General features: G+C 71.0%; 17 protein-coding genes. 10 read left to right on the top strand and 7 right to left on the bottom strand.

The features are described from left to right. The first annotated feature begins 78 nt into the window (after positions 1-78). The 7 genes from M4D82_RS08820 (at position 79) to pgi (ending at position 9,062) form a co-directional block, all read left to right on the top strand. Positions 79-3,042 (top strand): M14 family metallopeptidase, encoded by a 2,964-nt coding sequence (locus M4D82_RS08820; protein WP_249765507.1) that lies wholly within the window; start codon positions 79-81, stop codon positions 3,040-3,042. Between the two features lie 209 nt (positions 3,043-3,251). Beyond that, the gene (gene gap, locus M4D82_RS08815) at positions 3,252-4,256 is read left to right on the top strand and encodes a type I glyceraldehyde-3-phosphate dehydrogenase (protein ID WP_249765506.1); all 1,005 of its coding nucleotides are present in this window, start codon (positions 3,252-3,254) and stop codon (positions 4,254-4,256) included. A gap of 150 nt (positions 4,257-4,406) precedes the next feature. Further along, positions 4,407-5,618, top strand: a complete 1,212-nt coding sequence (locus tag M4D82_RS08810) for a phosphoglycerate kinase (protein WP_249765505.1) — start codon at positions 4,407-4,409, stop codon at positions 5,616-5,618. Positions 5,619-5,633: 15 nt separating this feature from the next. Next, positions 5,634-6,410 carry a triose-phosphate isomerase gene (tpiA, locus tag M4D82_RS08805; protein ID WP_502989057.1) on the top strand — a complete coding sequence of 259 codons (777 nt, stop codon included), beginning with the start codon at positions 5,634-5,636 and terminating at the stop codon, positions 6,408-6,410. Between the two features lie 134 nt (positions 6,411-6,544). Next, positions 6,545-6,775: a preprotein translocase subunit SecG gene (gene secG / locus M4D82_RS08800; protein WP_189973883.1), complete on the top strand. Its 231-nt coding sequence runs from the start codon at positions 6,545-6,547 to the stop codon at positions 6,773-6,775. Positions 6,776-6,908: 133 nt separating this feature from the next. Then, on the top strand, positions 6,909-7,244 hold the full coding sequence (locus M4D82_RS08795; protein ID WP_007263454.1) for an RNA polymerase-binding protein RbpA: 336 nt from the start codon (positions 6,909-6,911) through the stop codon (positions 7,242-7,244). Positions 7,245-7,409: 165 nt separating this feature from the next. Further along, on the top strand, positions 7,410-9,062 hold the full coding sequence (gene pgi / locus M4D82_RS08790) for a glucose-6-phosphate isomerase (protein WP_249771607.1): 1,653 nt from the start codon (positions 7,410-7,412) through the stop codon (positions 9,060-9,062). Positions 9,063-9,152: 90 nt separating this feature from the next. Here the strand turns inward: pgi and pgl are convergent, their stop codons facing one another. The 5 genes from pgl to tkt form a co-directional block, all read right to left on the bottom strand. Then, on the bottom strand, positions 9,153-9,935 hold the full coding sequence (gene pgl, locus M4D82_RS08785; protein WP_249765503.1) for a 6-phosphogluconolactonase: 783 nt from the start codon (positions 9,933-9,935) through the stop codon (positions 9,153-9,155). Between the two features lie 79 nt (positions 9,936-10,014). Next, positions 10,015-11,061 carry a glucose-6-phosphate dehydrogenase assembly protein OpcA gene (gene opcA / locus M4D82_RS08780; protein ID WP_249765502.1) on the bottom strand — a complete coding sequence of 349 codons (1,047 nt, stop codon included), beginning with the start codon at positions 11,059-11,061 and terminating at the stop codon, positions 10,015-10,017. After that, the gene (zwf, locus tag M4D82_RS08775; protein WP_249771605.1) at positions 11,058-12,587 is read right to left on the bottom strand and encodes a glucose-6-phosphate dehydrogenase; all 1,530 of its coding nucleotides are present in this window, start codon (positions 12,585-12,587) and stop codon (positions 11,058-11,060) included. The genes opcA and zwf overlap by 4 nt, the downstream gene beginning before the upstream one ends. A gap of 2 nt (positions 12,588-12,589) precedes the next feature. Then, the gene (gene tal / locus M4D82_RS08770) at positions 12,590-13,708 is read right to left on the bottom strand and encodes a transaldolase (RefSeq protein WP_249765501.1); all 1,119 of its coding nucleotides are present in this window, start codon (positions 13,706-13,708) and stop codon (positions 12,590-12,592) included. A 35-nt stretch (positions 13,709-13,743) separates the two neighbouring features. Continuing rightward, entirely contained in the window at positions 13,744-15,840 is a 2,097-nt protein-coding gene (gene tkt / locus M4D82_RS08765) for a transketolase (protein ID WP_249765500.1), read from the bottom strand. A gap of 315 nt (positions 15,841-16,155) precedes the next feature. On the opposite strand from tkt, the gene M4D82_RS08760 reads away from it, so the two are divergent. From M4D82_RS08760 to M4D82_RS08750, 3 genes are all read left to right on the top strand, one after another. After that, the gene (locus M4D82_RS08760; RefSeq protein ID WP_249771603.1) at positions 16,156-17,103 is read left to right on the top strand and encodes a heme o synthase; all 948 of its coding nucleotides are present in this window, start codon (positions 16,156-16,158) and stop codon (positions 17,101-17,103) included. A 24-nt stretch (positions 17,104-17,127) separates the two neighbouring features. Further along, positions 17,128-17,487, top strand: coding sequence for a hypothetical protein (locus M4D82_RS08755; protein ID WP_249765499.1), 360 nt, complete (start codon positions 17,128-17,130; stop codon positions 17,485-17,487). A 260-nt stretch (positions 17,488-17,747) separates the two neighbouring features. Continuing rightward, a complete protein-coding gene (locus M4D82_RS08750) occupies positions 17,748-18,869 on the top strand; it encodes an amidohydrolase (protein ID WP_249765498.1) in 1,122 nt (373 codons plus the stop codon). Between the two features lie 37 nt (positions 18,870-18,906). Here the strand turns inward: M4D82_RS08750 and M4D82_RS08745 are convergent, their stop codons facing one another. Together M4D82_RS08745 and M4D82_RS08740 are read right to left on the bottom strand one after the other, a co-directional pair. After that, entirely contained in the window at positions 18,907-19,902 is a 996-nt protein-coding gene (locus tag M4D82_RS08745) for a COX15/CtaA family protein (protein ID WP_249765497.1), read from the bottom strand. Between the two features lie 4 nt (positions 19,903-19,906). Continuing rightward, positions 19,907-21,043 carry a hypothetical protein gene (locus M4D82_RS08740; protein WP_249765496.1) on the bottom strand — a complete coding sequence of 379 codons (1,137 nt, stop codon included), beginning with the start codon at positions 21,041-21,043 and terminating at the stop codon, positions 19,907-19,909. Positions 21,044-21,158 lie beyond the last annotated feature (115 nt).

Here is a 21,158-nt window from a genome sequence, read left to right as displayed (position 1 = left end):
CGCCCCATTGACACGCCGGCGGCCCCTCGTGAGCCTGGCGTCCGAAGCTTTCGTGGCCGACGACGCCCAGGGGGGCACATGAGGCACCGCGCGAGATCGATCCTCGCCGCAAGCGCACTCCTCTTCGGAACCACACTCGCCGCGCTGCCCGTCGCGGCCCAGGCCCAGCCCGCTTCCGGTGCGGCCTCCGACGCCGCCGACGAGCTCCGGGTCTACGACGCCGACATCACCCGGGAACAGGTCCCGCTCGTCCTCGCCGCCGGCCAGGACGGCCACGAACTCGCCGAGCGGGCGCCCGAGAAGGGCACCGCCAAGGTCGAACTGTTCCTCACCGGCGCGCAGGCGAAGGCACTCGCGGACCAGGGCGTCACCCTCGCGGAACGCAAGATCTCCGACCAGGGCCTCGCCCGGTCCAGGGCCGCCGGCGACGGGGTCTTTCGCCCCTACAGCGGCAAGGGCGGCCTCCAGGAGGAGATCCTCAAGGCGGCTCAGGACAACCCGGGCCTGACCAAGGTCGTCTCCATCGGCAAGACGGTCCGGGGCAAGGACATCCTCGCCCTCAAGGTCACCCGGAACGCCGGGAAGACCGGGGACGGCGACAAGCCGTCCGTCCTCTACATGTCCAACCAGCACGCCCGTGAGTGGATCACCCCCGAGATGACCCGGCGGCTGATGCACCACACCCTCGACAACTACGGCAAGGACCCGAGGATCACCAAGCTGGTGGACTCGACGGAGCTGTGGTTCCTCCTCTCGGCCAACCCCGACGGCTACGACCACACCTTCACCGCCGACAACGCCCGCCTGTGGCGCAAGAACCTCCGCGACAACGACGGCGACGGGAAGATCACCACCGGCGACGGCGTCGACCTCAACCGCAACTTCTCCTACAAGTGGGGCTACGACAACGAGGGCTCCTCGCCCAACCGTTCGAGCGAGACCTACCGCGGCCCCAAGGCCGCCTCCGAACCCGAGACCGTCGCCCTCGACGCGTTCCAGAAGCGCGTCGGGTTCCGGTACGCGATCAACTACCACTCCGCGGCCGAACTGATCCTCTACGGCGTCGGCTGGCAGGTCGCCACCCCGACCCCCGACGACGTCGTCTACAAGGCCCTCGCCGGCACCCCGGAGAACCCGGCCGTCCCCGGCTACCACCCGCAGCTGTCCTCCGAGCTGTACACGACCAACGGCGAAGCCGACGGACACGCGGCCAACGCCAACGGCATCATGATGTTCACCCCGGAGATGACCACCTGCCAGACGGCCTCCGCCCTCGACCCGAACGACCGCTGGAGGCCCGAGGACTGCGCCTCCGGCTTCAACTTCCCCGACGACGAGAAGCTGATCCAGGGCGAGTTCGCCAAGAACGTGCCCTTCGCGCTGTCCGTCGGCGAGAGCGCGGCGCACCCCGACCGGCCGGCCTCCGCCGTCGGTCTGAGCGCCGCCGACTTCACCCCGGACCCCTTCACCACCTCCTACGTCGCGCGCGGTGAGGACCAGACCGTCTCCGTCACCGCCCGCAAGGCGCTGCGCGACAAGACGCTCAACTTCCGGATCAACGGAGGCCGCACGCACGACGACGAACTGAGGGCCTGGAAGGGCGGCGACGTCTACGGCGGCGAGGACAACAACTGGTTCGACGAGTACCGCGCCAAGGTCGACGGCGCCAAGCCCGGCGACAAGGTCGAGGTCTGGTTCACCGGCGAGGACCGCTCGGGCGAGAAGGTGTCCAGCGAGCACTTCACCTACACCGTGGCCGAGCGGCCCCGCGCGGACGTCCTCGTGATCGCCGAGGAAGGCGCCAAGGCCACGCACGCCCAGAGCTACGTCGACGCGCTGCGCGCCAACGGCAGGTCGGCCGCCGTCTGGGACGTCGCCACCCAGGGCGCCCCGCACCACCTGGGCGTCCTCGCCCACTTCGCCACGGTCGTCCACTACACCGGCGCGCAGACCCCCGGCGGGGCCACCCAGCTCGCCCTGCGCGACTTCCTCAACGAGGGCGGCAAGCTCATCGAGGCGGGCGAGCTCGCCGGCGGCAACGCCCAGGTCGGCCCGGCCGTCACGAACGACTTCAGCCAGTACTGGCTCGGCGCCTACGGCCGCGCGAGCGTCAGCGGACCGACCGGCTTCACCGGGGCCGGCGCCCTCGGCGGCGCCCGGGGCGGCCTCGGGGACGCTGCGGGCAACCCGCTGAACGCCCCCGGCGCCTTCACCGTCACCTCCGACACCCTGCCGCCGGAGCGGTTTCCGCAGTTCAGGAGCGCGCAGTCGGGCCAGTACGCCGGGGTCGTGAACCCGTACGCCCCTTACGCGGGCGCCGGGATGGCCTCGGCGACGCACGAGGACAACGACTGGAAGCGGCTCACACGCACGATCGACCTGACCCGGGTCACCGCCGCCGAGCGGCCACAGCTGAGGATGGCCCTCAACTGGAACACCGAGGAGGGCTACGACCACGCCGTCCTGGAGGCCCGTAGCGCGGGCGGAGAGGACTGGACCACACTTCCGGACGCGGGCGGACTGAGCTCCACCACAGTCCCGACGGAGTGCGAGGCCGGGTTCTTCATGAACGGCCACCCGTTCCTGCGCCGCTATCTCACCCTGGCCTCCGGGGGCTGCACGGCGCACGGCGACAGCGGAGCGTGGAACAGCTTCACCGGTTCCTCCGGCGGCTGGAAGCAGGTCTCCTTCGACCTGAGCGCCTACGCGGGCAAGACCGTGGAGGTGTCCCTCTCCTCCGTCACCGACCCGGGAACCGGCGGTCGCGGCGTCTTCGCCGACGAGGCGCGGCTGTCCGTGGGCGGCGCCGACCAGGCCGTTGAGGGCTTCGAGAGCGACCTCGGAGCCTGGAGCGCCGGGCCCGCCCCGGCCGGAAGTCCCGATGTTCCGGGCGCGTGGTCCCGTACCGGTGAACTGTTCAAGTCCTACGCGTCGGTCACTACGCGTGACACCGTCCTCCTCGGCTTCGGCCTGGAGCACGTACCCGCCGCGGCGGACCGCGCCGTACTCGTCGGTAAGGCGCTCCGGTCGCTGAACCGCTGATCGGCAACCCTGCCCCCGGTCACCCTGGGTGACGGGGGCGCAGGTCCCGGAAGCCCCGTGCCGGACCGTCCGGTACAGGGCCTCCGGGAGTGTCAGGCCCCGGTCGATGTCACTCCGTAGCTCACGGAGAGGTAGGGTCATAAGCGGTCGGGGACATCCCATACAGCTCGCCGGCGGACAGGCCGGCGCACCAACGAGGAGATCGGTTCGTGACGATCCGCGTAGGCATCAACGGTTTTGGCCGCATTGGCCGCAACTACTTCCGGGCGCTCCTGGAGCAGGGAGCGGACATCGAGATCGTCGGTGTCAACGACCTGACTGACAACGCCACCCTGGTGCACCTGCTCAAGTACGACACCATCCTCGGTCGCCTCAAGGCCGACGTCTCCCACACCGACGACACGATCACGGTCGGTGGCAACACCTTCAAGACCTTCGCCGAGCGCGACCCCGCGAACCTCCCCTGGGGCGAGCTGGGCGCCGACATCGTCATCGAGTCGACCGGCATCTTCACGAAGAAGGCCGACGCCGCCAAGCACATCACGGCCGGCGCGAAGAAGGTCCTCATCTCGGCCCCGGCCAAGGACGAGGACATCACGATCGTGATGGGCGTCAACCACGACAAGTACGACGCGGCCAACCACCACGTCATCTCCAACGCCTCCTGCACCACCAACTGCGTGGCGCCGATGGCCAAGGTCCTCCTGGAGAACTTCGGCATCGTCAAGGGCATGATGACCACGGTCCACGCCTACACGAACGACCAGCGCATCCTGGACTTCCCGCACTCGGACCTGCGCCGCGCCCGCGCCGCCGCCGAGAACATCATCCCGACGACCACCGGTGCCGCCAAGGCCACCGCCCTGGTCATCCCGGAGCTGGCGGGCAAGCTCGACGGCATCGCGATGCGCGTCCCGGTCCCCACCGGTTCCGTGACCGACCTGGTCATCGAGCTGGAGCGCGAGGTGACCAAGGACGAGGTCAACACCGCCTTCCAGAAGGCCGCCGAGGGCCAGCTGAAGGGCATCCTCGACTACACCGAGGACGCGATCGTGTCCTCGGACATCGTGAACTGGCCTGCCTCCTGCACCTTCGACTCCTCCCTGACCATGGTCCAGGGCAAGAGCGTCAAGGTCGTCGGCTGGTACGACAACGAGTGGGGCTACTCCAACCGACTCGTCGACCTCACCGTCTTCGTCGGCGGTCAGCTCTAAGACGGTCGGCTCTCAAGAACGTAGGGCAAGGCAAGAGATGTGAAGCACAGGGTCCGCTCGGCGCGATGAGGCGCCGTCCGGGCCCTGTGGCTTGCCTGGCCCTCCCGTCCTCGCCCACCGGGTGAAGGTCTCCGAAGGAGTAGGAAACACATGAAGACGATCGACGAACTGCTCGCCGAGGGCGTCGCCGGCAAGCGGGTCTTCGTCCGCGCCGACCTCAACGTGCCCCTGGCGAACGGTGAGATCAGCGACGACGGCCGCATCCGCGCCGTCCTGCCGACCATCGCGAAGCTCGCCGAAGCCGGCGCCCGCGTGGTCGTCGCCTCGCACCTGGGCCGCCCCAAGGGCGCCCCGGACCCGGCCTTCTCGCTGGCGCCCGCCGCCAAGCGGCTCGGTGAACTCCTCGGCGCGGACGTGGCGTTCGCCACCGACACCGTCGGTGCCTCCGCCAAGGAGACCGTCGCGGCCCTCGCCGACGGGCAGGTCGCCGTCATCGAGAACCTGCGCTTCAACGCCGGCGAGACCTCGAAGGACGCCGCCGAGCGCGGCGCGTTCGCCGACGAGCTGGCCACCCTCGCCGACCTCTACGTCGGCGACGGCTTCGGCGCCGTCCACCGCGCCCACGCCTCCGTCGTCGACCTGCCCGCGCGCCTGCCGCACGCGGCCGGTTACCTCATCGCCACCGAGGTCGGCGTCCTGAAGAAGCTCACCGCCGACGTCAAGCGCCCGTACGCGGTCGTCCTCGGCGGCGCCAAGGTCTCCGACAAGCTCGCCGTCATCGACGAGCTGCTCGGCAAGGCCGACCGCATCCTCATCGGCGGCGGCATGGCGTACACCTTCCTCAAGGCCAAGGGCCACGAGGTCGGCATCTCCCTGCTCCAGGAAGACCAGCTGGAGAAGGTCACGGAGTACATGGCGCGCGCCGAGGCGACCGGCGTCGAGCTGGTCCTCCCCGTCGACGTGCTGGTCTCCGCCGACTTCCCGGACCTGAAGACGAAGGCCCCGGCGACCTTCGAGACCGTCGACGCGGACAAGATCCCCGCCGACAAGGAGGGCCTGGACATCGGCCCCAAGACGCGTGAGCTGTACGCGTCGAAGATCGCGGACGCCGAGACCGTCTTCTGGAACGGTCCCGTGGGCGTCTTCGAACACCCCGACTACGCGAACGGCACGAAGGCCATCGCCAGGGCCCTCGTCGACTGCGACGCCTTCACCGTGGTCGGCGGTGGCGACAGTGCCGCCGCCGTCCGCATCCTGGGCTTCGACGAGAATGCCTTCGGCCACATCTCGACCGGTGGCGGCGCCAGCCTCGAATACCTCGAAGGCAAGACGCTCCCCGGCCTCGCCGCCCTGGAGGGCTGAACCCTTATGACCACTGTGAACGGCCGTACCCCGCTGATGGCGGGCAACTGGAAGATGAACCTCAACCACCTTGAGGCCATCGCCCACACCCAGAAGCTCGCCTTCTCCCTCGCCGACAAGGACTTCGACGCCGTCGAGGTCGCGGTGCTCGTCCCCTTCGTGGACCTGCGCTCGGTGCAGACGCTCGTCGAGGCCGACAAGCTGAAGATCAAGTACGGCGCCCAGGACCTCTCGGCGCACGACTCCGGCGCCTACACCGGCGAGATCTCCGGCCCGATGCTCGCGAAGCTCGGCTGCGCGTACGTGGCCGTCGGCCACAGCGAGCGCCGCCAGTACCACGGCGAGAGCGACGAGCTCTGCAACGCCAAGGTCAAGGCCGCCTACAAGGTCGGGATCACCCCGATCCTGTGCGTCGGCGAGGGCCTGGACGTCCGCAAGGCCGGGCAGCAGGTCGCGTACACGCTGAACCAGGTCGACGGCGGCCTGAAGGACCTCCCGGCCGAGCAGGCCGAGTCCATCGTGATCGCCTACGAGCCCGTCTGGGCCATCGGGACCGGCGAGGTCGCCACCCCCGAGGACGCCCAGGAGGTCTGCGGGGCGATCCGCGGCCGGCTCGCCGAGCTGTACTCCCAGGAGCTGGCCGACAAGGTCCGCATCCAGTACGGCGGCTCCGTGAAGTCCGGCAACATCGCCGCGATCATGGCGCAGCCGGACGTCGACGGCGCGCTGGTCGGCGGCGCCGCGCTGGACGTGGAGGAGTTCGTCAAGATCGTCCGCTTCCGCGACCAGTGAGGCGACCGGTGAGTATGCGGTAGGACGGATCCGTCGTACCCTTGCGGGGGCCGGGGGGCTGCACACGCAGCGACCGGCCCCCGCTCCATCCCAGCAGCATCCGTAAGCCCAGAAAGTAGGAATCAGCCGTGGTTATGGGGTTCTCGATCGCCCTGATCGTCTTCAGCGCTCTGCTGATGCTGCTCGTGCTGATGCACAAGGGCAAGGGCGGCGGCCTGTCCGACATGTTCGGTGGCGGCATGCAGTCCTCGGTCGGCGGCTCCTCCGTGGCCGAGCGCAACCTCGACCGCATCACGGTCGTCGTCGGTCTGCTGTGGTTCGCGTGCATCGTGGCGCTCGGTCTGCTCATGAAGGCGAGCAGCTGACCGGTTCTGGTCATGTGGCGGTACCGGCCCCTGTGACGGCCCTATCCTGAGGTCCGGCGTTCTGGCGGACCGGGGCGCCGACAGCGGGTATACCCTCACGCTTGGCGGCACCATCACGCAGGGAGTTACGACCGTGGCAAGTGGCAACGCGATTCGTGGAAGTCGAGTCGGAGCCGGGCCGATGGGCGAGGCCGAGCGCGGCGAATCCGCGCCCCGTCTGCGCATCTCCTTCTGGTGCTCGAACGGGCACGAGACGCAGCCCAGCTTCGCCAGCGACGCGCAGGTCCCCGACACCTGGGACTGTCCGCGCTGTGGCTTCCCCGCCGGCCAGGACCGGGACAACCCGCCCGCGCCGCCGCGCACGGAACCGTACAAGACCCACCTCGCGTACGTCCGCGAGCGCCGCACCGACGCCGACGGCGAGGCGATCCTCGCCGAGGCCCTCGCCAAGCTGCGCGGCGAGATCTGAGCCTCGGCCGAGGCCGGGGGCACACTCAAGAGTGACTCGGGGCCCGGCCCGTGGGAGTACGAATCCCGCGGGCCGGGCCCCTTTGTGTGCGTTGGCCCCCTTCGGATCCCTTAGGTTGGAGCCGGCGGGGCACAACAGGACGGAAGAAGTGGGTTGATGTCCGAGATGAACGCAGACAAGCGAATGAGGCTCGACCGGACGCCGGAGTGGCACGCACTCGGCAAGCACCGGGAAGAGCTGGGGCAGACGCATCTGCGGGAGCTTTTCGAGTCGGACCCGGACAGGGGTACCGGCTACACGCTGCGGGTCGGGGACCTGTACATCGACTATGCGAAGCACCTCGTGACGGACGAGACCCTCGCGCTGCTGCGCGAGTTGGCGTCCGCGACGGGCGTGAGCGCCCTGCGCGACGCCATGTTCCGGGGCGAGAAGATCAACACGACCGAGGACCGGGCGGTCCTGCACACCGCCCTGCGCGCCGAGCGCGACGCGGTCGTCGAGGTGGACGGCGAGAACGTCGTCCCCGGCGTGCACGCGGTCCTCGACAAGATGGCGGCCTTCTCGGACCAGGTCAGGTCGGGGGAGTGGACCGGGTTCACCGGCAAGCGCGTCAAGAACGTGGTCAACATCGGCATCGGCGGCTCCGACCTGGGCCCGGCGATGGCGTACGAGGCCCTGCGGTCCTTCACCGACCGCGGCCTGACCCTGCGCTTCGTCTCCAACGTGGACGGCGCCGACCTGCACGAGGCCGTACGGGAACTGGACCCGGCGGAGACGCTGTTCATCATCGCCTCCAAGACGTTCACGACCATCGAGACCATCACCAACGCCACCTCGGCGCGCGAGTGGCTGCTCGATGGGCTCGGCGGCGACCAGGCCGCCGTGGCACGGCACTTCGTGGCCCTGTCCACCAACGCCGAGAAGGTCACCGAGTTCGGCATCGATCCGGCCAACATGTTCGAGTTCTGGGACTGGGTCGGCGGCCGCTACTCCTTCGACTCGGCCATCGGCCTCTCCCTGATGATCGCGATCGGCCCGGACGCCTTCCGCGAGCTGCTCGGCGGCTTCCGCGCCATGGACGAGCACTTCCGCACGGCGCCGGCCGAGCGCAACGCCCCGCTGCTGCTGGGCCTGTTGGGCGTCTGGTACGGCGCGTTCTTCGACGCGCAGTCGCACGCCGTGCTCCCGTACAGCCACTACCTCTCGCGTTTCACGGCCTACTTGCAGCAGCTGGACATGGAGTCCAACGGCAAGTCCGTCGACCGCGACGGCAATCCGGTGGACTGGCAGACCGGTCCGGTGGTGTGGGGCACGCCCGGCACCAACGGGCAGCACGCCTACTACCAGCTGATCCACCAGGGCACCCGGATGATCCCGGCCGACTTCATCGGCTTCGCCCGTCCGGTCGCGGAACTCTCGCCGGCCCTGGAGGCCCAGCACGACCTGCTGATGGCGAACTTCTTCGCGCAGACCCAGGCGTTGGCCTTCGGCAAGACCGCCGAGGAGGTCCGGGCGGAGGGCGTGGCCGAGGAACTGATCCCGCACAAGACCTTCCTCGGCAACCACCCGACGACGACGATCCTGGCCTCCGAGCTGACCCCGGCGGTACTGGGTCAGCTGATCGCGCTGTACGAGCACAAGGTGTTCGTCCAGGGCGCGGTGTGGAACATCGACTCCTTCGACCAGTGGGGCGTCGAACTCGGCAAGGTCCTCGCCAAGCGGGTGGAGCCGGCGCTGACGGAGGGCTCGCACGTCGAGAGCCTGGACCCGTCCACGCGCGCGCTGGTGGCCACGTACCGCGAACTGCGCGGCCGCTGACGCACGACGAGAGCGCCCCCGCACCGGTCGGTGCGGGGGCGCTCTCACGTTTGTAGGGGTCGCCCCGCCTACGGGTCGTGCCGCTCCGGATCAGGAGGACGCCGGCGGGTACAGCCCGGACGGCAGCTTGGCCGCGGCCGCGCGGTCCAGCAGCCACAGCGTGCGGCTGCGGCCGTAGGCGGCGGCCGCCGGGGCCTGGACCGCGCCCGCGCCGCCCAGTGCGATGGCCACCGCGCCGGCCTTGTCCTCACCGGCCGCCAGCAACCACACCTCGCGGGCCGCGCGGATCGCCGGAAGGGTGAGCGAGACCCGGGTGGGCGGGGGCTTCGGGGCGCCGTGGACGCCCACGACGGTGCGCTCCGTCTCCCGCGAGGCCGGGTGCTCGGGGAACAGCGAGGCCACGTGCGTGTCCGGGCCGACGCCCAGCATCAGCACGTCGAAACGCGGCACCGGGCCGTGGTCCTCGGGGCCGGCCGCGCGGGCCAGCTCGGCGGCGTACCCGGCCGCCGCGGCGTCCACGTCCGCGCCGTGCGGGCCGTCGGAGGCGGGCATCACGTGCACGCGCGCCGGGTCCACCGGAACGGAGTCGAGGAGGGCCTCGCGGGCCTGTACGTGGTTGCGCTCGGGGTCGTCGGCGGGGACGTAGCGCTCGTCGCCCCACCACAGGTCGAGCCGCGCCCAGTCGACCGCGTCGCGGGCGGGGGCGGCGGCGAGGGCCGCGAGCAGGCCGTTGCCGTTGCGACCGCCGGTCAGGACGACGGAGGCGCTGCCGCGGGCGGCCTGCGCGTCCACGATCTTCGTGATGAGCCGGGCGGCCGCGGCCTGCGCCATCAGCTCCTTGTCCCGGTGGACGACGACCTGGGGAGTCGTCATACCCATGTGCTGCCGCCTTGTCGGTAGTGCGGGGGTGTGGGCGCCGCTGCGGGGAGCCCCTCCCCGCAGCGGCCTGGGCCTACTTGGCCGGAGCCTTCTTCGTCGGCTTGGTCGGCGGCTTCGGGGCCGGGGTGTCGGCCTTCGGGCCGGTCACCGTCTCCGGGGAGGCCATGGCGTCCACCTTCGGCTTGGCCGGGGCCTCGGCCGCCAGCTTCGCCACGCCGAACTTCAGCGAGGCCTCGTACGTGTTGTCCGGGTCCAGCCGGCGCAGCTCCTCCGCCAGCAACTCGGCCGTGTCACGGCGCTTGAGCGCCACCGCACGGTCCGGCTGCCCCGGCATGCACAGCGTCGCCAGCGAGCCGTCGGCGCGGTCCAGGACGATCTCCCCGTCCTTGGTGGACAGTCGGACCGACGTGAGGCCCGGACCGCCCGACAGGGTGCGCTCGACGGGGACCCCGAGCCGGTCCGCCAGCCACATGGCCAGCAGCTCGCAGCTCGGGTTCTCGGCCTCGCCCTCCACGGTCGCGGAGACCACCGACACCGTCTGCTGGTCCAGCGCGGCCGCCAGCATCGAGCGCCACGGGGTGATCCGCGTCCAGGACAGGTCCGTGTCACCCGGCGCGTACGCCTCCGCCCGCGCGGCGAGCGCGCCGATCGGGTGCTCCAGGGAGTACGTGTCCGTGATCCGGCGCTGCCCCAGCGCGCCCAGCGGGTCGCCCGCCAGGTCCGCGGGGGCGCCCTCCGGCCACCAGACGACCACGGGGGCGTCGGGCAGCAGGAGCGGGAGAACCACCGACTGGGCGTGGTCGACCAGTTCGCCGTGCAGGCGCAGCACGACCGTTTCGCCGGTGCCGGAATCCGCCCCGACGCGGATCTCCGCGTCGAGTCGGGCCTCGCGGCGGCTGCGCGGTGAGCGGCTGACCCGCTTGACCACGACGACGATCCGCGAAGGGTGTTCGTGGGACGCGTCGTTCGCCGATTTGAGCGCGTCGTACGCGTTCTCCTCGTCGGTCACGATCACCAGCGTGAGGACCATGCCGATGGCCGGCGTGCCGATGTCCCGGCGCGCCTGCACCAACGCGGCGTTGATCTTGCTGGAGGTGGTCTCCGTGAGGTCGATCTTCATGGCCGGCGCCAGCTCCGTCCGTCTCGTGCGAGCATCTCGTCCGCCTCGACCGGCCCCCAGGTGCCCGCCGGGTACTGCGCGGGCTTGCCGTGCTTGTCCCAGTACTCCTCGATCGGGTCGAGGATGTTCCAGGAGAGCTCCACTTCCTGGTGACGCGGGAAGAGGTTCGCGTCGCCGAGGAGGACGTCGAGGATGAGCCGCTCGTAGGCCTCGGGGCTGGACTCCGTGAAGGACTCGCCGTACGCGAAGTCCATCGTGACGTCCCGGACCTCCATGGAGGTGCCCGGGACCTTGGAGCCGAAGCGGACCGTCACGCCCTCGTCCGGCTGGACCCGGATGACCAGGGCGTTCTGCCCCAGCTCCTCGGTCGCGCCCGACTCGAACGGCAGGTACGGCGCCCGCTTGAAGACCACCGCGATCTCGGTCACCCGACGGCCCAGGCGCTTGCCCGTGCGCAGGTAGAACGGGACGCCCGCCCAGCGGCGGTTGTTGATCTCCAGGCGGATGGCCGCGTAGGTGTCGGTCTTCGACTTGGGGTCGATGCCGTCCTCTTCGAGGTACCCGACGACCTTCTCGCCGCCCTGCCAGGCCGCCGAGTACTGGCCGCGCACGGTGTGCTTGCCCAGGTCCTCGGGGAGCTCGACGGCGGTGAGCACCTTGAGCTTCTCCGCCACCAGCGCCTTGGGGTGGAAGGAGCCGGGCTCCTCCATCGCCGTCAGCGCGAGCAGCTGGAGCAGGTGGTTCTGGATGACGTCGCGGGCGGCGCCGATGCCGTCGTAGTAGCCGGCGCGACCGCCGATGCCGATGTCCTCCGCCATGGTGATCTGTACGTGGTCCACGTAGGACCGGTTCCAGATCGGCTCGAACATGGTGTTGGCGAAGCGGAGCGCCAGGATGTTCTGGACGGTCTCCTTGCCGAGGTAGTGGTCGATCCGGAAGACCTCGTCACGGGGGAAGACCTCGTGGACGACCTTGTTGAGTTCCTCGGCGCTCTTGAGGTCGTGACCGAAGGGCTTCTCGATGACGGCACGCCGCCAGGAGCCCTCCTTCTGGGCCAGACCGTGGTCCTTGAGCTGCTGGACCACCTTGGGGAAGAACTTCGGCGGGACCGACAGGTAGAAGGCGAAGTTGCCGCCCGTGCCCTGGGCCTTGTCGAGTTCCTCGATCGTCGACTTCAGCGTCTCGAAGGCCGCGTCGTCGTCGAAATCGCCCTGGACGAAGCGGCAGCCCTGCACCAGCTGCTGCCAGACCTCCTCACGGAAGGGGGTGCGCGCGTGTTCCTTGACCGCGTCGTGCACCTCCTTGGCGAAGTCCTCGTCCTGCCACTCGCGTCGGGCGAAGCCGATCAGCGAGAAACCCGGCGGCAGCAGGCCGCGGTTGGCGAGGTCGTAGACGGCGGGCATCAGCTTCTTGCGCGACAGGTCACCCGTAACGCCGAAAATGACCAGGCCGGACGGCCCCGCGATGCGCGGGAGCCGCCGGTCCTGTGCGTCACGAAGCGGGTTCGCTCCGTTCACCGACAAAATACTCAGTCCTCCGCGGGGGCGAGGCGCGTCAGCTCCGCCTCGGTCGACTTCAGCAGGTCGTTCCACGACGCCTCGAACTTCTCGACGCCTTCGTCTTCGAGCAGCTGCACCACATCGTCGTACGAGATGCCCAGCTTCGCGACCGCGTCGAGCTCGGCGCGCGCCTGCTCGTAGGTGCCGCGGATGGTGTCGCCCGTGACCTCGCCGTGGTCGGCGGTGGCCTCAAGGGTGGCCTCGGGCATCGTGTTGACGGTGCCGGGGGCGACCAGGTCCACCACGTACAGGGTGTCCTTGTAGGCCGGGTCCTTGACGCCGGTCGAGGCCCACAGCGGACGCTGCTTGTTGGCCTGCGCCTTGTCCAGGGCCGCCCAGCGCTCGCCGCCGAACACCTCTTCGTAAGCCTCGTAGGCCAGACGGGCGTTGGCGAGGGCCGCCTTGCCCTTCAGGGCCTTGGCCTCGTCGGTACCGATGGTGTCCAGACGCTTGTCGATCTCGCTGTCCACGCGGGACACGAAGAAGGAGGCCACCGAGTGGATCTTGGAGAGGTCCAGGCCGGCGGCCTTCGCCTTCTCCAGGCCCGCCAGGTAGGCGTCCATGACCGCGCGGTAGCGCTCCAGCGAGAAGATCAGCGTGACGTTGACGCTGATGCCCCTGCCGATGACCTCGGTGATGGCCGGCAGGCCGGCCTTCGTCGCCGGGATCTTGATGAGCGTGTTCGGGCGGTCCACCAGCCACGCGAGCTGCTTGGCCTCGGCGATGGTCGCCGCGGTCTCGTGCGCCAGACGCGGGTCGACCTCGATCGACACGCGGCCGTCCTGGCCGTCGGTCGAGTCGTAGACCGGACGCAGGATGTCGGCGGCGTCACGGACGTCCGCCGTGGTGATCATCCGGATCGCCTCGTCCACGGTGACCTTGCGGGCGGCGAGGTCGGCGAGCTGCTGCTCGTAACCGTCACCGCTGCTGATCGCCTTCTGGAAGATCGAGGGGTTGGTGGTGACACCGACGACGTGCTGCTGGTCGATCAGCTCGGCCAGGTTGCCGGACGTGATGCGCTTGCGGGACAGGTCGTCCAGCCAGATCGCCACGCCCTCGTCCGAGAGGCGCTTGAGTGCGTCTGTCATGGGATTTGCATCTCCTACTGTTCTTGTAGCCGGTGTCAGCGCGCGTCGGCGGCGACGGCGGCGAGGGATTCCTTGGCCGCCGCGGTCACGGCCTCCGCGGTGATGCCGAACTCGCGGTACAGGACCGCGCCGTCGGCGGAAGCGCCGAAGTGCTCCAGCGACACGATCCGGCCCGCGTCGCCGACGTAACGGTGCCAGGTCAGGCCGATGCCCGCCTCGACCGCGACTCGCGCCTTGACGGAGGGCGGCAGGACGCTGTCCTTGTACTCCTGGTCCTGCTCCTCGAACCACTCGACGGACGGCATCGAGACGACCCGGGCGGGAACGCCCTCGGCCTGCAGCGCCTCGCGCGCGGCGACGGCGAGCTGGACCTCGGAACCGGTGCCGATGAGCACGACCTGCGCCTCGCCGCCCTCGGCCTCGAAGAGCACGTACCCGCCCTTGGCGGCGTCCTCGTTGCGCTCGTAGGTCGGCACGCCCTGGCGGGTGAGCGCCAGACCGTGCGGGGCGCCCTTGCCGAACACCTTGGTGTGGCGGCGCAGGATCTCGCGCCAGGCGACGGCGGTCTCGTTCGCGTCGGCCGGGCGGACCACGTTCAGACCCGGGATGGCGCGCAGCGCGGCGACGTGCTCGACCGGCTGGTGGGTCGGGCCGTCCTCGCCGAGGCCGATGGAGTCGTGCGTCCACACGTACGTCACCGGCAGGTGCATCAGAGCGGAGAGGCGGACGGCGTTGCGCATGTAGTCGGAGAACACCAGGAAGGTGCCGCCGTAGATGCGGGTGTGGCCGTGCAGCGCGATGCCGTTCATGGCCGCGGCCATGGCGTGCTCGCGGATGCCGAAGTGGATGGTGCGGCCGTACGGGTCGGCCTCCGGCAGCGGGTTGCCCACCGGCAGGAACGAGGAGTTCTTGTCGATGGTCGTGTTGTTGGAGCCGGCCAGGTCGGCCGAGCCGCCCCACAGCTCCGGGATGACGGCGCCGAGCGCCGCCAGCACCTTGCCGGACGCGGCGCGGGTGGCGACGCCCTTGCCGGGCTCGAAGACGGGGAGCTTGTCCTCCCAGCCCTCGGGCAGCTCGTTGGCCTCGATGCGGTCGAACTCGGCGGCGCGCTGCGGGTTGGCCGTGCGCCAGGCGGAGAAGTCCTTCTCCCAGGCGGCGCGGGCGTCGCGGCCGCGGTCGCCGAGGGCGCGGGTGTGCGCGATGACCTCGTCGGAGACCTCGAAGGTCCGCTCCGGGTCGAAGCCGAGCACGCGCTTGGTCGCGGCGACCTCGTCGTCGCCGAGGGCCGAACCGTGGGAGGCCTCGGTGCCCTGGGCGTGCGGGGCCGGCCAGGCGATGATCGAGCGGGCCGCGATGAAGGACGGCCGGCCGGTCTCGGCCTTGGCCGCCTGGAGGGCCGCGTAGAGGGCCTTCGGGTCGAGGTCGCCGTTCTCCTGCTGCTCGACGCGCTGGACGTGCCAGCCGTACGCCTCGTAGCGCTTCATGGTGTCCTCGGAGACGGCCGTCTCCGTGTCACCCTCGATGGAGATGTGGTTGTCGTCCCAGAGCAGGACCAGGTTGCCGAGCTTCTGGTGACCGGCCAGCGCGGACGCCTCGTGGGAGATGCCCTCCTGGAGGCAGCCGTCGCCCGCGATCGCGTAGACCATGTGGTCGAACGGGGAGGTGCCCGGGGCGGCCTCCGGGTCGAACAGGCCGCGCTCGTAGCGGGCGGCCATGGCCATGCCCACCGCGTTCGCCACACCCTGGCCGAGGGGGCCGGTGGTGGTCTCGACGCCGGCCGTGTGGCCGTACTCCGGGTGGCCGGGGGTCTTCGAGCCCCAGGTGCGGAACGCCTTGAGGTCGTCCAGCTCCAGGCCGAAGCCGCCGAGGTAGAGCTGCGTGTAGAGGGTCAGGGACGAGTGCCCTGCGGAGAGCACGAAACGGTCACGGCCGACCCACTGCGGGTCCGCCGGGTCGTGCCGCATGACCTTCTGGAAAAGGGTGTACGCGGCGGGGGCCAGGCTCATCGCCGTACCCGGGTGGCCGTTCCCGACCTTCTGGACCGCGTCGGCGGCCAGGATACGGGCGGTGTCGACGGCCCGCTGGTCCAGTTCGGTCCACTCGAGCTCTGTGGTGGTCGGCTTGGTGCTCACCGTTGGTCAGGGCTCCTCTCCACATGTTGTTTTCCCGGTGACGAACGGTGACACCGGCGCGATTCCGAGCCTACCCCCGCCAGGGCGTGGGGCTATTCGAGTGCCGGTAGTGCGTCGCCGGGTCGAAGCCTCGTGTTCATCTGGGCGGGTCCGGTTTCATCTGTGACCGTCCGGTCCGATCGGCCCAACACGAGGCGACCCCCGCGCGGGGCGAGGTAAGAGGTACGTCTACAGTGGCGTGGTACGCGCAAGCCTCAACGGGGCCTTCATCCACTGGAAGGGCCCTGTCGGAGCTTGCTGGATTCTCTCTCAGGGGTGTGCGTGACGGCCGTCGAATCCCGTCCAGCGGGGGTGCTCGGGACGAGCCCCGGTCACCGGCCGTTCGGGGCCCGGATCATGGCTTTCGTGGCTTTGACCAAGCCGCGGATCATCGAACTTCTGCTGATCACCACAGTGCCGGTGATGTTCCTGGCCGAACAGGGCGTGCCGTCGCTGTGGCTCGTCCTCGCCACGTGCTTCGGCGGCTACCTGTCGGCCGGTGGTGCGAACGCGCTGAACATGTACATCGACCGCGACATCGACGCGCTGATGGCCCGTACGTCGCAGCGGCCGCTGGTGACGGGCATGGTGAGCCCGCGCGAGTGCCTGGTCTTCGGCATCTCGCTCGGCGTGATCTCCACCCTGTTCTTCGGCTTCCTCGTCAACTGGCTGTCCGCCGCGCTGTCGCTCGGCGCGCTCCTCTTCTATGTCGTCGTCTACACGATGCTGTTGAAGCGCCGCACCGCGCAGAACATCGTCTGGGGCGGCATCGCCGGCTGCCTGCCGGTGCTCATCGGCTGGTCGGCGGTGAAGAACGAGGTCTCCTGGGCCGCCGTCATCCTCTTCCTCGTCATCTTCTTCTGGACGCCGCCGCACTACTGGCCGCTGTCGATGAAGGTGGCCGACGACTACGCGCGGGTCGGCGTGCCGATGCTGCCGGTCGTGGCGGGCAACAAGGTCGTGGCCCGGCAGATCGTCGCCTACAGCTGGGTGATGGTCGCCGTGTCGCTGCTGCTCACGCCGCTCGGCTACACGGGCTGGTTCTACACCTCGGTCGCGCTGGTGGCCGGCGGGTGGTGGCTGTGGGAGGCGCACGCGCTGAACGCGCGGGCCAAGGCCGGGGTGACGGGCGCGAAGCTCAAGGAGATGCGACTGTTCCACTGGTCGATCACCTATGTGTCGCTCCTCTTCGTCGCCGTCGCCGTGGATCCCTTCCTCCGCTGATTACTCGCCGGTAGCATGCCAGGTATGGCAGAGACCGCGGAGACCACAGACACCGCTGACACCGCAGACAAGAAGCAGGACCGCAAGGCCGCGAGGCTGGCCCGGCAGATCGGCGCGTTCGCCAAGCAGCACGGCGGCGCCGAGGGGCAGCTCGCGCACATGGGCCAGGCGGGCACGCGCATCGTGCTCGTCGGCACCGACGGAGGCTGGGGCGACCTCGTCGCCCCGACCTACGCCGTGGGCCGGCTCGCCGCCGAGAAGGCCGGGCTGACGCTCCACGAGGAGTTCGACGGCGAGTTCGCCGCCCGGGTCAAGACGGGCCCCTACGAATGGACCCGCATGGCGGGCATCCAGCTGGGCGGCCCCGCGAACCCCACTGTCTGAGGCTCGGTTCGCCTCCGGGGCGCCTTTGCCGGGCTCACAGGTCCGTGCGTGCTCGAAAACCGCTCGTTCCTCGCGGTTTCCTCCGCGCGCGCGGCCCTGTTCCCCCGGCGCGCCCCTTCGGCTCACTCGCCCGTGCGAGCTGCGGTCAAGGGTTCGGGGGCCGGGAGCACTCGGTCAACAGCGCGAGCAACACCTCGCACCCCGCTCACCCGTTAGGACGTGTGGAAGCCCCTTCCTCACGTCCGCAACGGGATGCCCGGATGATCGAAACGCCGCCCCTGGTGGACCAGCACTGCCACGGCGTGCTCCGTACGGAGCTGGGCCTCGCCGGCTTCGAGGCCCAGCTGATCCGCTCGGCCGGCCCGCCCGCCGCCGGTACGACCTTCTTCGACACCCAGACCGGCTTCGCCGTACGCCGCTGGTGCCCGCCCCTGCTCGGCCTGGAACCGCACTGCGCGCCCGCCCGCTACCTGGCCCGGCGGCGTGAACTCGGGGCCGCCGAGACGGGCCGGCGGTTGCTGCGCGGCTCCGGAGTGGGCGAGTACCTCGTCGACACCGGGGAGCCCGGCGACCTCGGCGGGCCCAAGGAACTCGCCCTCGCCGGACAGGCGCGGGCCCACGAGGTGGTCCGGCTGGAGTTGCTCGCCGAACAGGCCGCCGACACCTCCGGCACCGTCGCCGCCTTCCTCGCCAACCTCGCCGGAGCCGTCCACCACGCCGCCGCCGGGGCCGTCGCCTTCGGCTACGGGGCCCCTGCCACGGCCGTCGAGGCCGGGTACGAGGCCGGCTACGAGGCCGCGTTGGCCGCCGCCGACGATCCGCCGGGACCGGGTGAGGTGCGGGGCGCGGCCGATCGGTGGCTCGCCCGGCGCCCCCGGGGCGGGGCCCTGAGGGAGCCCGTACTCCTGCGGCACCTGCTGTGGAGCGCCGTCTCGTCCGGGCTGCCGCTCCAGCTGCACACCGGCGGGGCCCGGCCCGACGCGCTGACCGGGTTCGTGCGGGCCACCGCCGGGTTGGGGGCGCGGCTGGTGTTGCTGGGCGGGTACCCGTACCACCGGCACGCGGCCGCTCTGGCGGCGGCGTACCCGCACGTCCACGCCGACCTCGGGCCCGCCCTGGCGGGGACGGGGGCGCGGGCCGGCGCGGTCCTGGCCGAGCTGTTGGAGCTCGCGCCGTTCGGGAAGCTGCTGTACTCCAGCGGGGCTCGATGCCTGCCCGAACTGCACGCGACCGGAGCCCTGGTGTTCCGTGAGGCGCTGGGGCGGGTGCTGGGCGGCTGGGTCGCCGACGGGGCCTGGTCGTGGCGGGACGCGGACCGCGTCGCGGGGATGATCGCGGCGGGCAACGCCCGGCGCGTCTACCGGCTGGACGAGCGGAGCTGAGGCCCCGCCGTCCCGGCGGTGTCGGAGCCTCTCGCCGTCAGACCGTGGAAAGCCGCGCCGCGTCCGGGGCCGGCGCGGCGTCGTCGCGAGGCTCCGTCGAACGCTCGCGCAGGCTCAGGGCCACGCGGAGCACCGAGATCCACACCAGGCAGGAGCCCAGCATGTGCGCGGCGACCAGGAGCTCGGGCAGCTGCGTGAAGAACTGGACGTAGCCGATCGCGCCCTGCGCGAGGAGCACGATGAGCAGGTCACGGGCGCGCGCCCGGGTGTCGGTGGGGGCGTCGACCACCCGCAGCACCAGCCACATCGCGACGGCCAGCGCGCACACCAGCCAGGCGGCGACGGCGTGCACGTGGGCGGTGGTGGCCCAGTCGAACGGCATGCGCTTGATCTCGCTGCGGTCGCCGGCGTGCGGCCCGGAACCCGTCACGACGGTGCCGGCCGCGATGAGGACGAAGGTGACGGCGAGCATCGCCCACGACAGCTTGCGCACCGGTCCCGGCACGCGGGGCCGGGGGGCGGTGTCGCCCTCGCGGGTGCGCTGCCAGGTGACGGTGGTGACGGTGATCAGGCCGGTGGCGAGCAGGAAGTGCCCGGCCACGCTGTACGGGTTGAGCCCCGTCAGGACGGTGATGCCACCGAGGACGGCGTTGCACATCACCAGCGCGAACTGGACCCAGCCGAGCCTGGTCAGCGAGCGGCGCCACGGCTTGGCGGAGCGGGCCGCCAGGATGAAGGCGCCGACGGCCGCGGAGAGCACGTAGGTCAGCATCCGGTTGCCGAACTCGATGGCCCCGTGGAAGCCCTGGGCCTGCGTCACGATCAGGCTGTCGTCGGTGCACTTGGGCCAGGTGTCGCAGCCGAGACCGGAGCCGGTCAGCCGCACCGCGCCGCCGGTGACGACGATCAGCACGCTCATCACGAGCGCGGCGATGGCCGCCCGTCGGACGGTCCGCGGTGACGGGGTCCAGCGGTCGGCGAGGTATGCGAATGGGTTCAACACGGCCCCTATCGTAGGCGGAGCCTTGTGCAAACTTTCACGAGGGGGTGGCGGTGGCCGCGCCCGGTTCGATGACCTGCGAGAACCGCGCCCCGGCCGGGTCGCCCTCCTCGTGCCACCAGACGCGGACCCGCCAACGGGCGCCGTCGCCCGGGTGGCGGGGGGAGGCCGTGAAGCCACGGATCACCTCCGCGGCCACCTCCTCGGCGCTGCGGTCGCGCACCTGGGCCGCGTCGTGCCAGGGGTGGGGCTCGACGGACCACAGCCCGTCGGCGCCGCGCACGTCGACGCGCCACACCGCCCGCCAGGGCGTCACGTCCAGCATGGTGGACACCTGCTCGACCTCCAGCCCGAGCCGGCCGGCCGTCCCCGCCGCGGACACGCCCTGGATCCGCGCGGCCACCACCGCCTGCGGGAGCAGCCGCTCGGGGAGCAGCCCGTCCGCCCGCAACCGGGCCAGGGAGTCGAAGGACAGGTAGCGCAGCCGCAGCTCCAGCTGGCGGCCTATGTGGTCCAGCGCCTCTTCCGCCTCCTGGGCCTCCTCCGGGCCGGGCGTAGCGCGCAGCAGCCGGCGGAACCCGGCCTCCGCGTCCACCGCCCAGGCGAAGGCGTCGGCCGCGAAGCCGAGCTCGGCGAGGCGGTCCCCGAGGAACACCTTCGCCTGCGCGAGGCCCCGCCGGTTGACCGGATCGCCCTGGTCCAGGGCCGCCCACACCTCGACGGCGGCCCGGGTCAGGCCCAGGGCCCGCTCGCCGGCCGCCCGCTCCACGGTGCTCGGGCGCTCCTCGGCGGCGTCGCCGAGGGGGTGACGGGGCAGCCGCGCCGCGTCGCTCAGCGGCCAGGCCAGCCACACCCCCTGGTTGATCAGCCCCCGGGCGTACCAGCGGGCGTACTCGGGGGAGTGCCCGGCGGCCTGCCGCGCGTGCCGCAACCCCTCCTCGACGGCGGCCAGGGCTCCGGCCCGGTCCCCGGCGGCGAATCTGCGGGCGGCGAGGTCTCCCAGGCGCAGCCCCAGCCGGGCCGCACACTCCGCGTCCGTACGGGCGGGCTCGCGCAGCGCCCCGATCAGCTGCGCGAGGAGCCGCTCGCTCTCCTCGGGCGTCGCGTGCGCGGCGCCGGAACGGATCCGCGCCCACTGCTCGTCCAGCCGCAGAACGGCCTCCCGCTGCGCCATGCCCGCCCCCCGGCGTCCTGGTCGTGCGTCCTCAGTGGTCCCTGTCGGGTCCCTGACGGTTCCCTGTCGGGTGGAGGTGGTCATCCTCCTGCCGGGACAACGATCGGCGGAGGGG

The sequence above is a fragment of the Streptomyces sp. RerS4 genome (genome assembly GCF_023515955.1).
Classification (GTDB): domain Bacteria; phylum Actinomycetota; class Actinomycetes; order Streptomycetales; family Streptomycetaceae; genus Streptomyces.
The sequence above is the reverse complement of the archived record's forward strand: the minus strand, read 5'-3'. Positions and strand labels throughout refer to the sequence as shown.

What these genes read in the sequence shown, in the direction of transcription:
- pgl (WP_249765503.1), bottom strand. Translation starts at nt 9,935, where the DNA reads ATGACGACTCCCCAGGTCGTCGTCCACCGGGACAAGGAGCTGATGGCG.
- opcA (WP_249765502.1), bottom strand. Translation starts at nt 11,061, where the DNA reads ATGAAGATCGACCTCACGGAGACCACCTCCAGCAAGATCAACGCCGCG.
- secG (WP_189973883.1), top strand. Translation starts at nt 6,545, where the DNA reads ATGGGGTTCTCGATCGCCCTGATCGTCTTCAGCGCTCTGCTGATGCTG.
- M4D82_RS08820 (WP_249765507.1), top strand. Translation starts at nt 79, where the DNA reads ATGAGGCACCGCGCGAGATCGATCCTCGCCGCAAGCGCACTCCTCTTC.
- M4D82_RS08810 (WP_249765505.1), top strand. Translation starts at nt 4,407, where the DNA reads ATGAAGACGATCGACGAACTGCTCGCCGAGGGCGTCGCCGGCAAGCGG.
- tal (WP_249765501.1), bottom strand. Translation starts at nt 13,708, where the DNA reads ATGACAGACGCACTCAAGCGCCTCTCGGACGAGGGCGTGGCGATCTGG.
- M4D82_RS08740 (WP_249765496.1), bottom strand. Translation starts at nt 21,043, where the DNA reads ATGGCGCAGCGGGAGGCCGTTCTGCGGCTGGACGAGCAGTGGGCGCGG.
- pgi (WP_249771607.1), top strand. Translation starts at nt 7,410, where the DNA reads ATGAACGCAGACAAGCGAATGAGGCTCGACCGGACGCCGGAGTGGCAC.
- M4D82_RS08750 (WP_249765498.1), top strand. Translation starts at nt 17,748, where the DNA reads ATGATCGAAACGCCGCCCCTGGTGGACCAGCACTGCCACGGCGTGCTC.
- M4D82_RS08755 (WP_249765499.1), top strand. Translation starts at nt 17,128, where the DNA reads ATGGCAGAGACCGCGGAGACCACAGACACCGCTGACACCGCAGACAAG.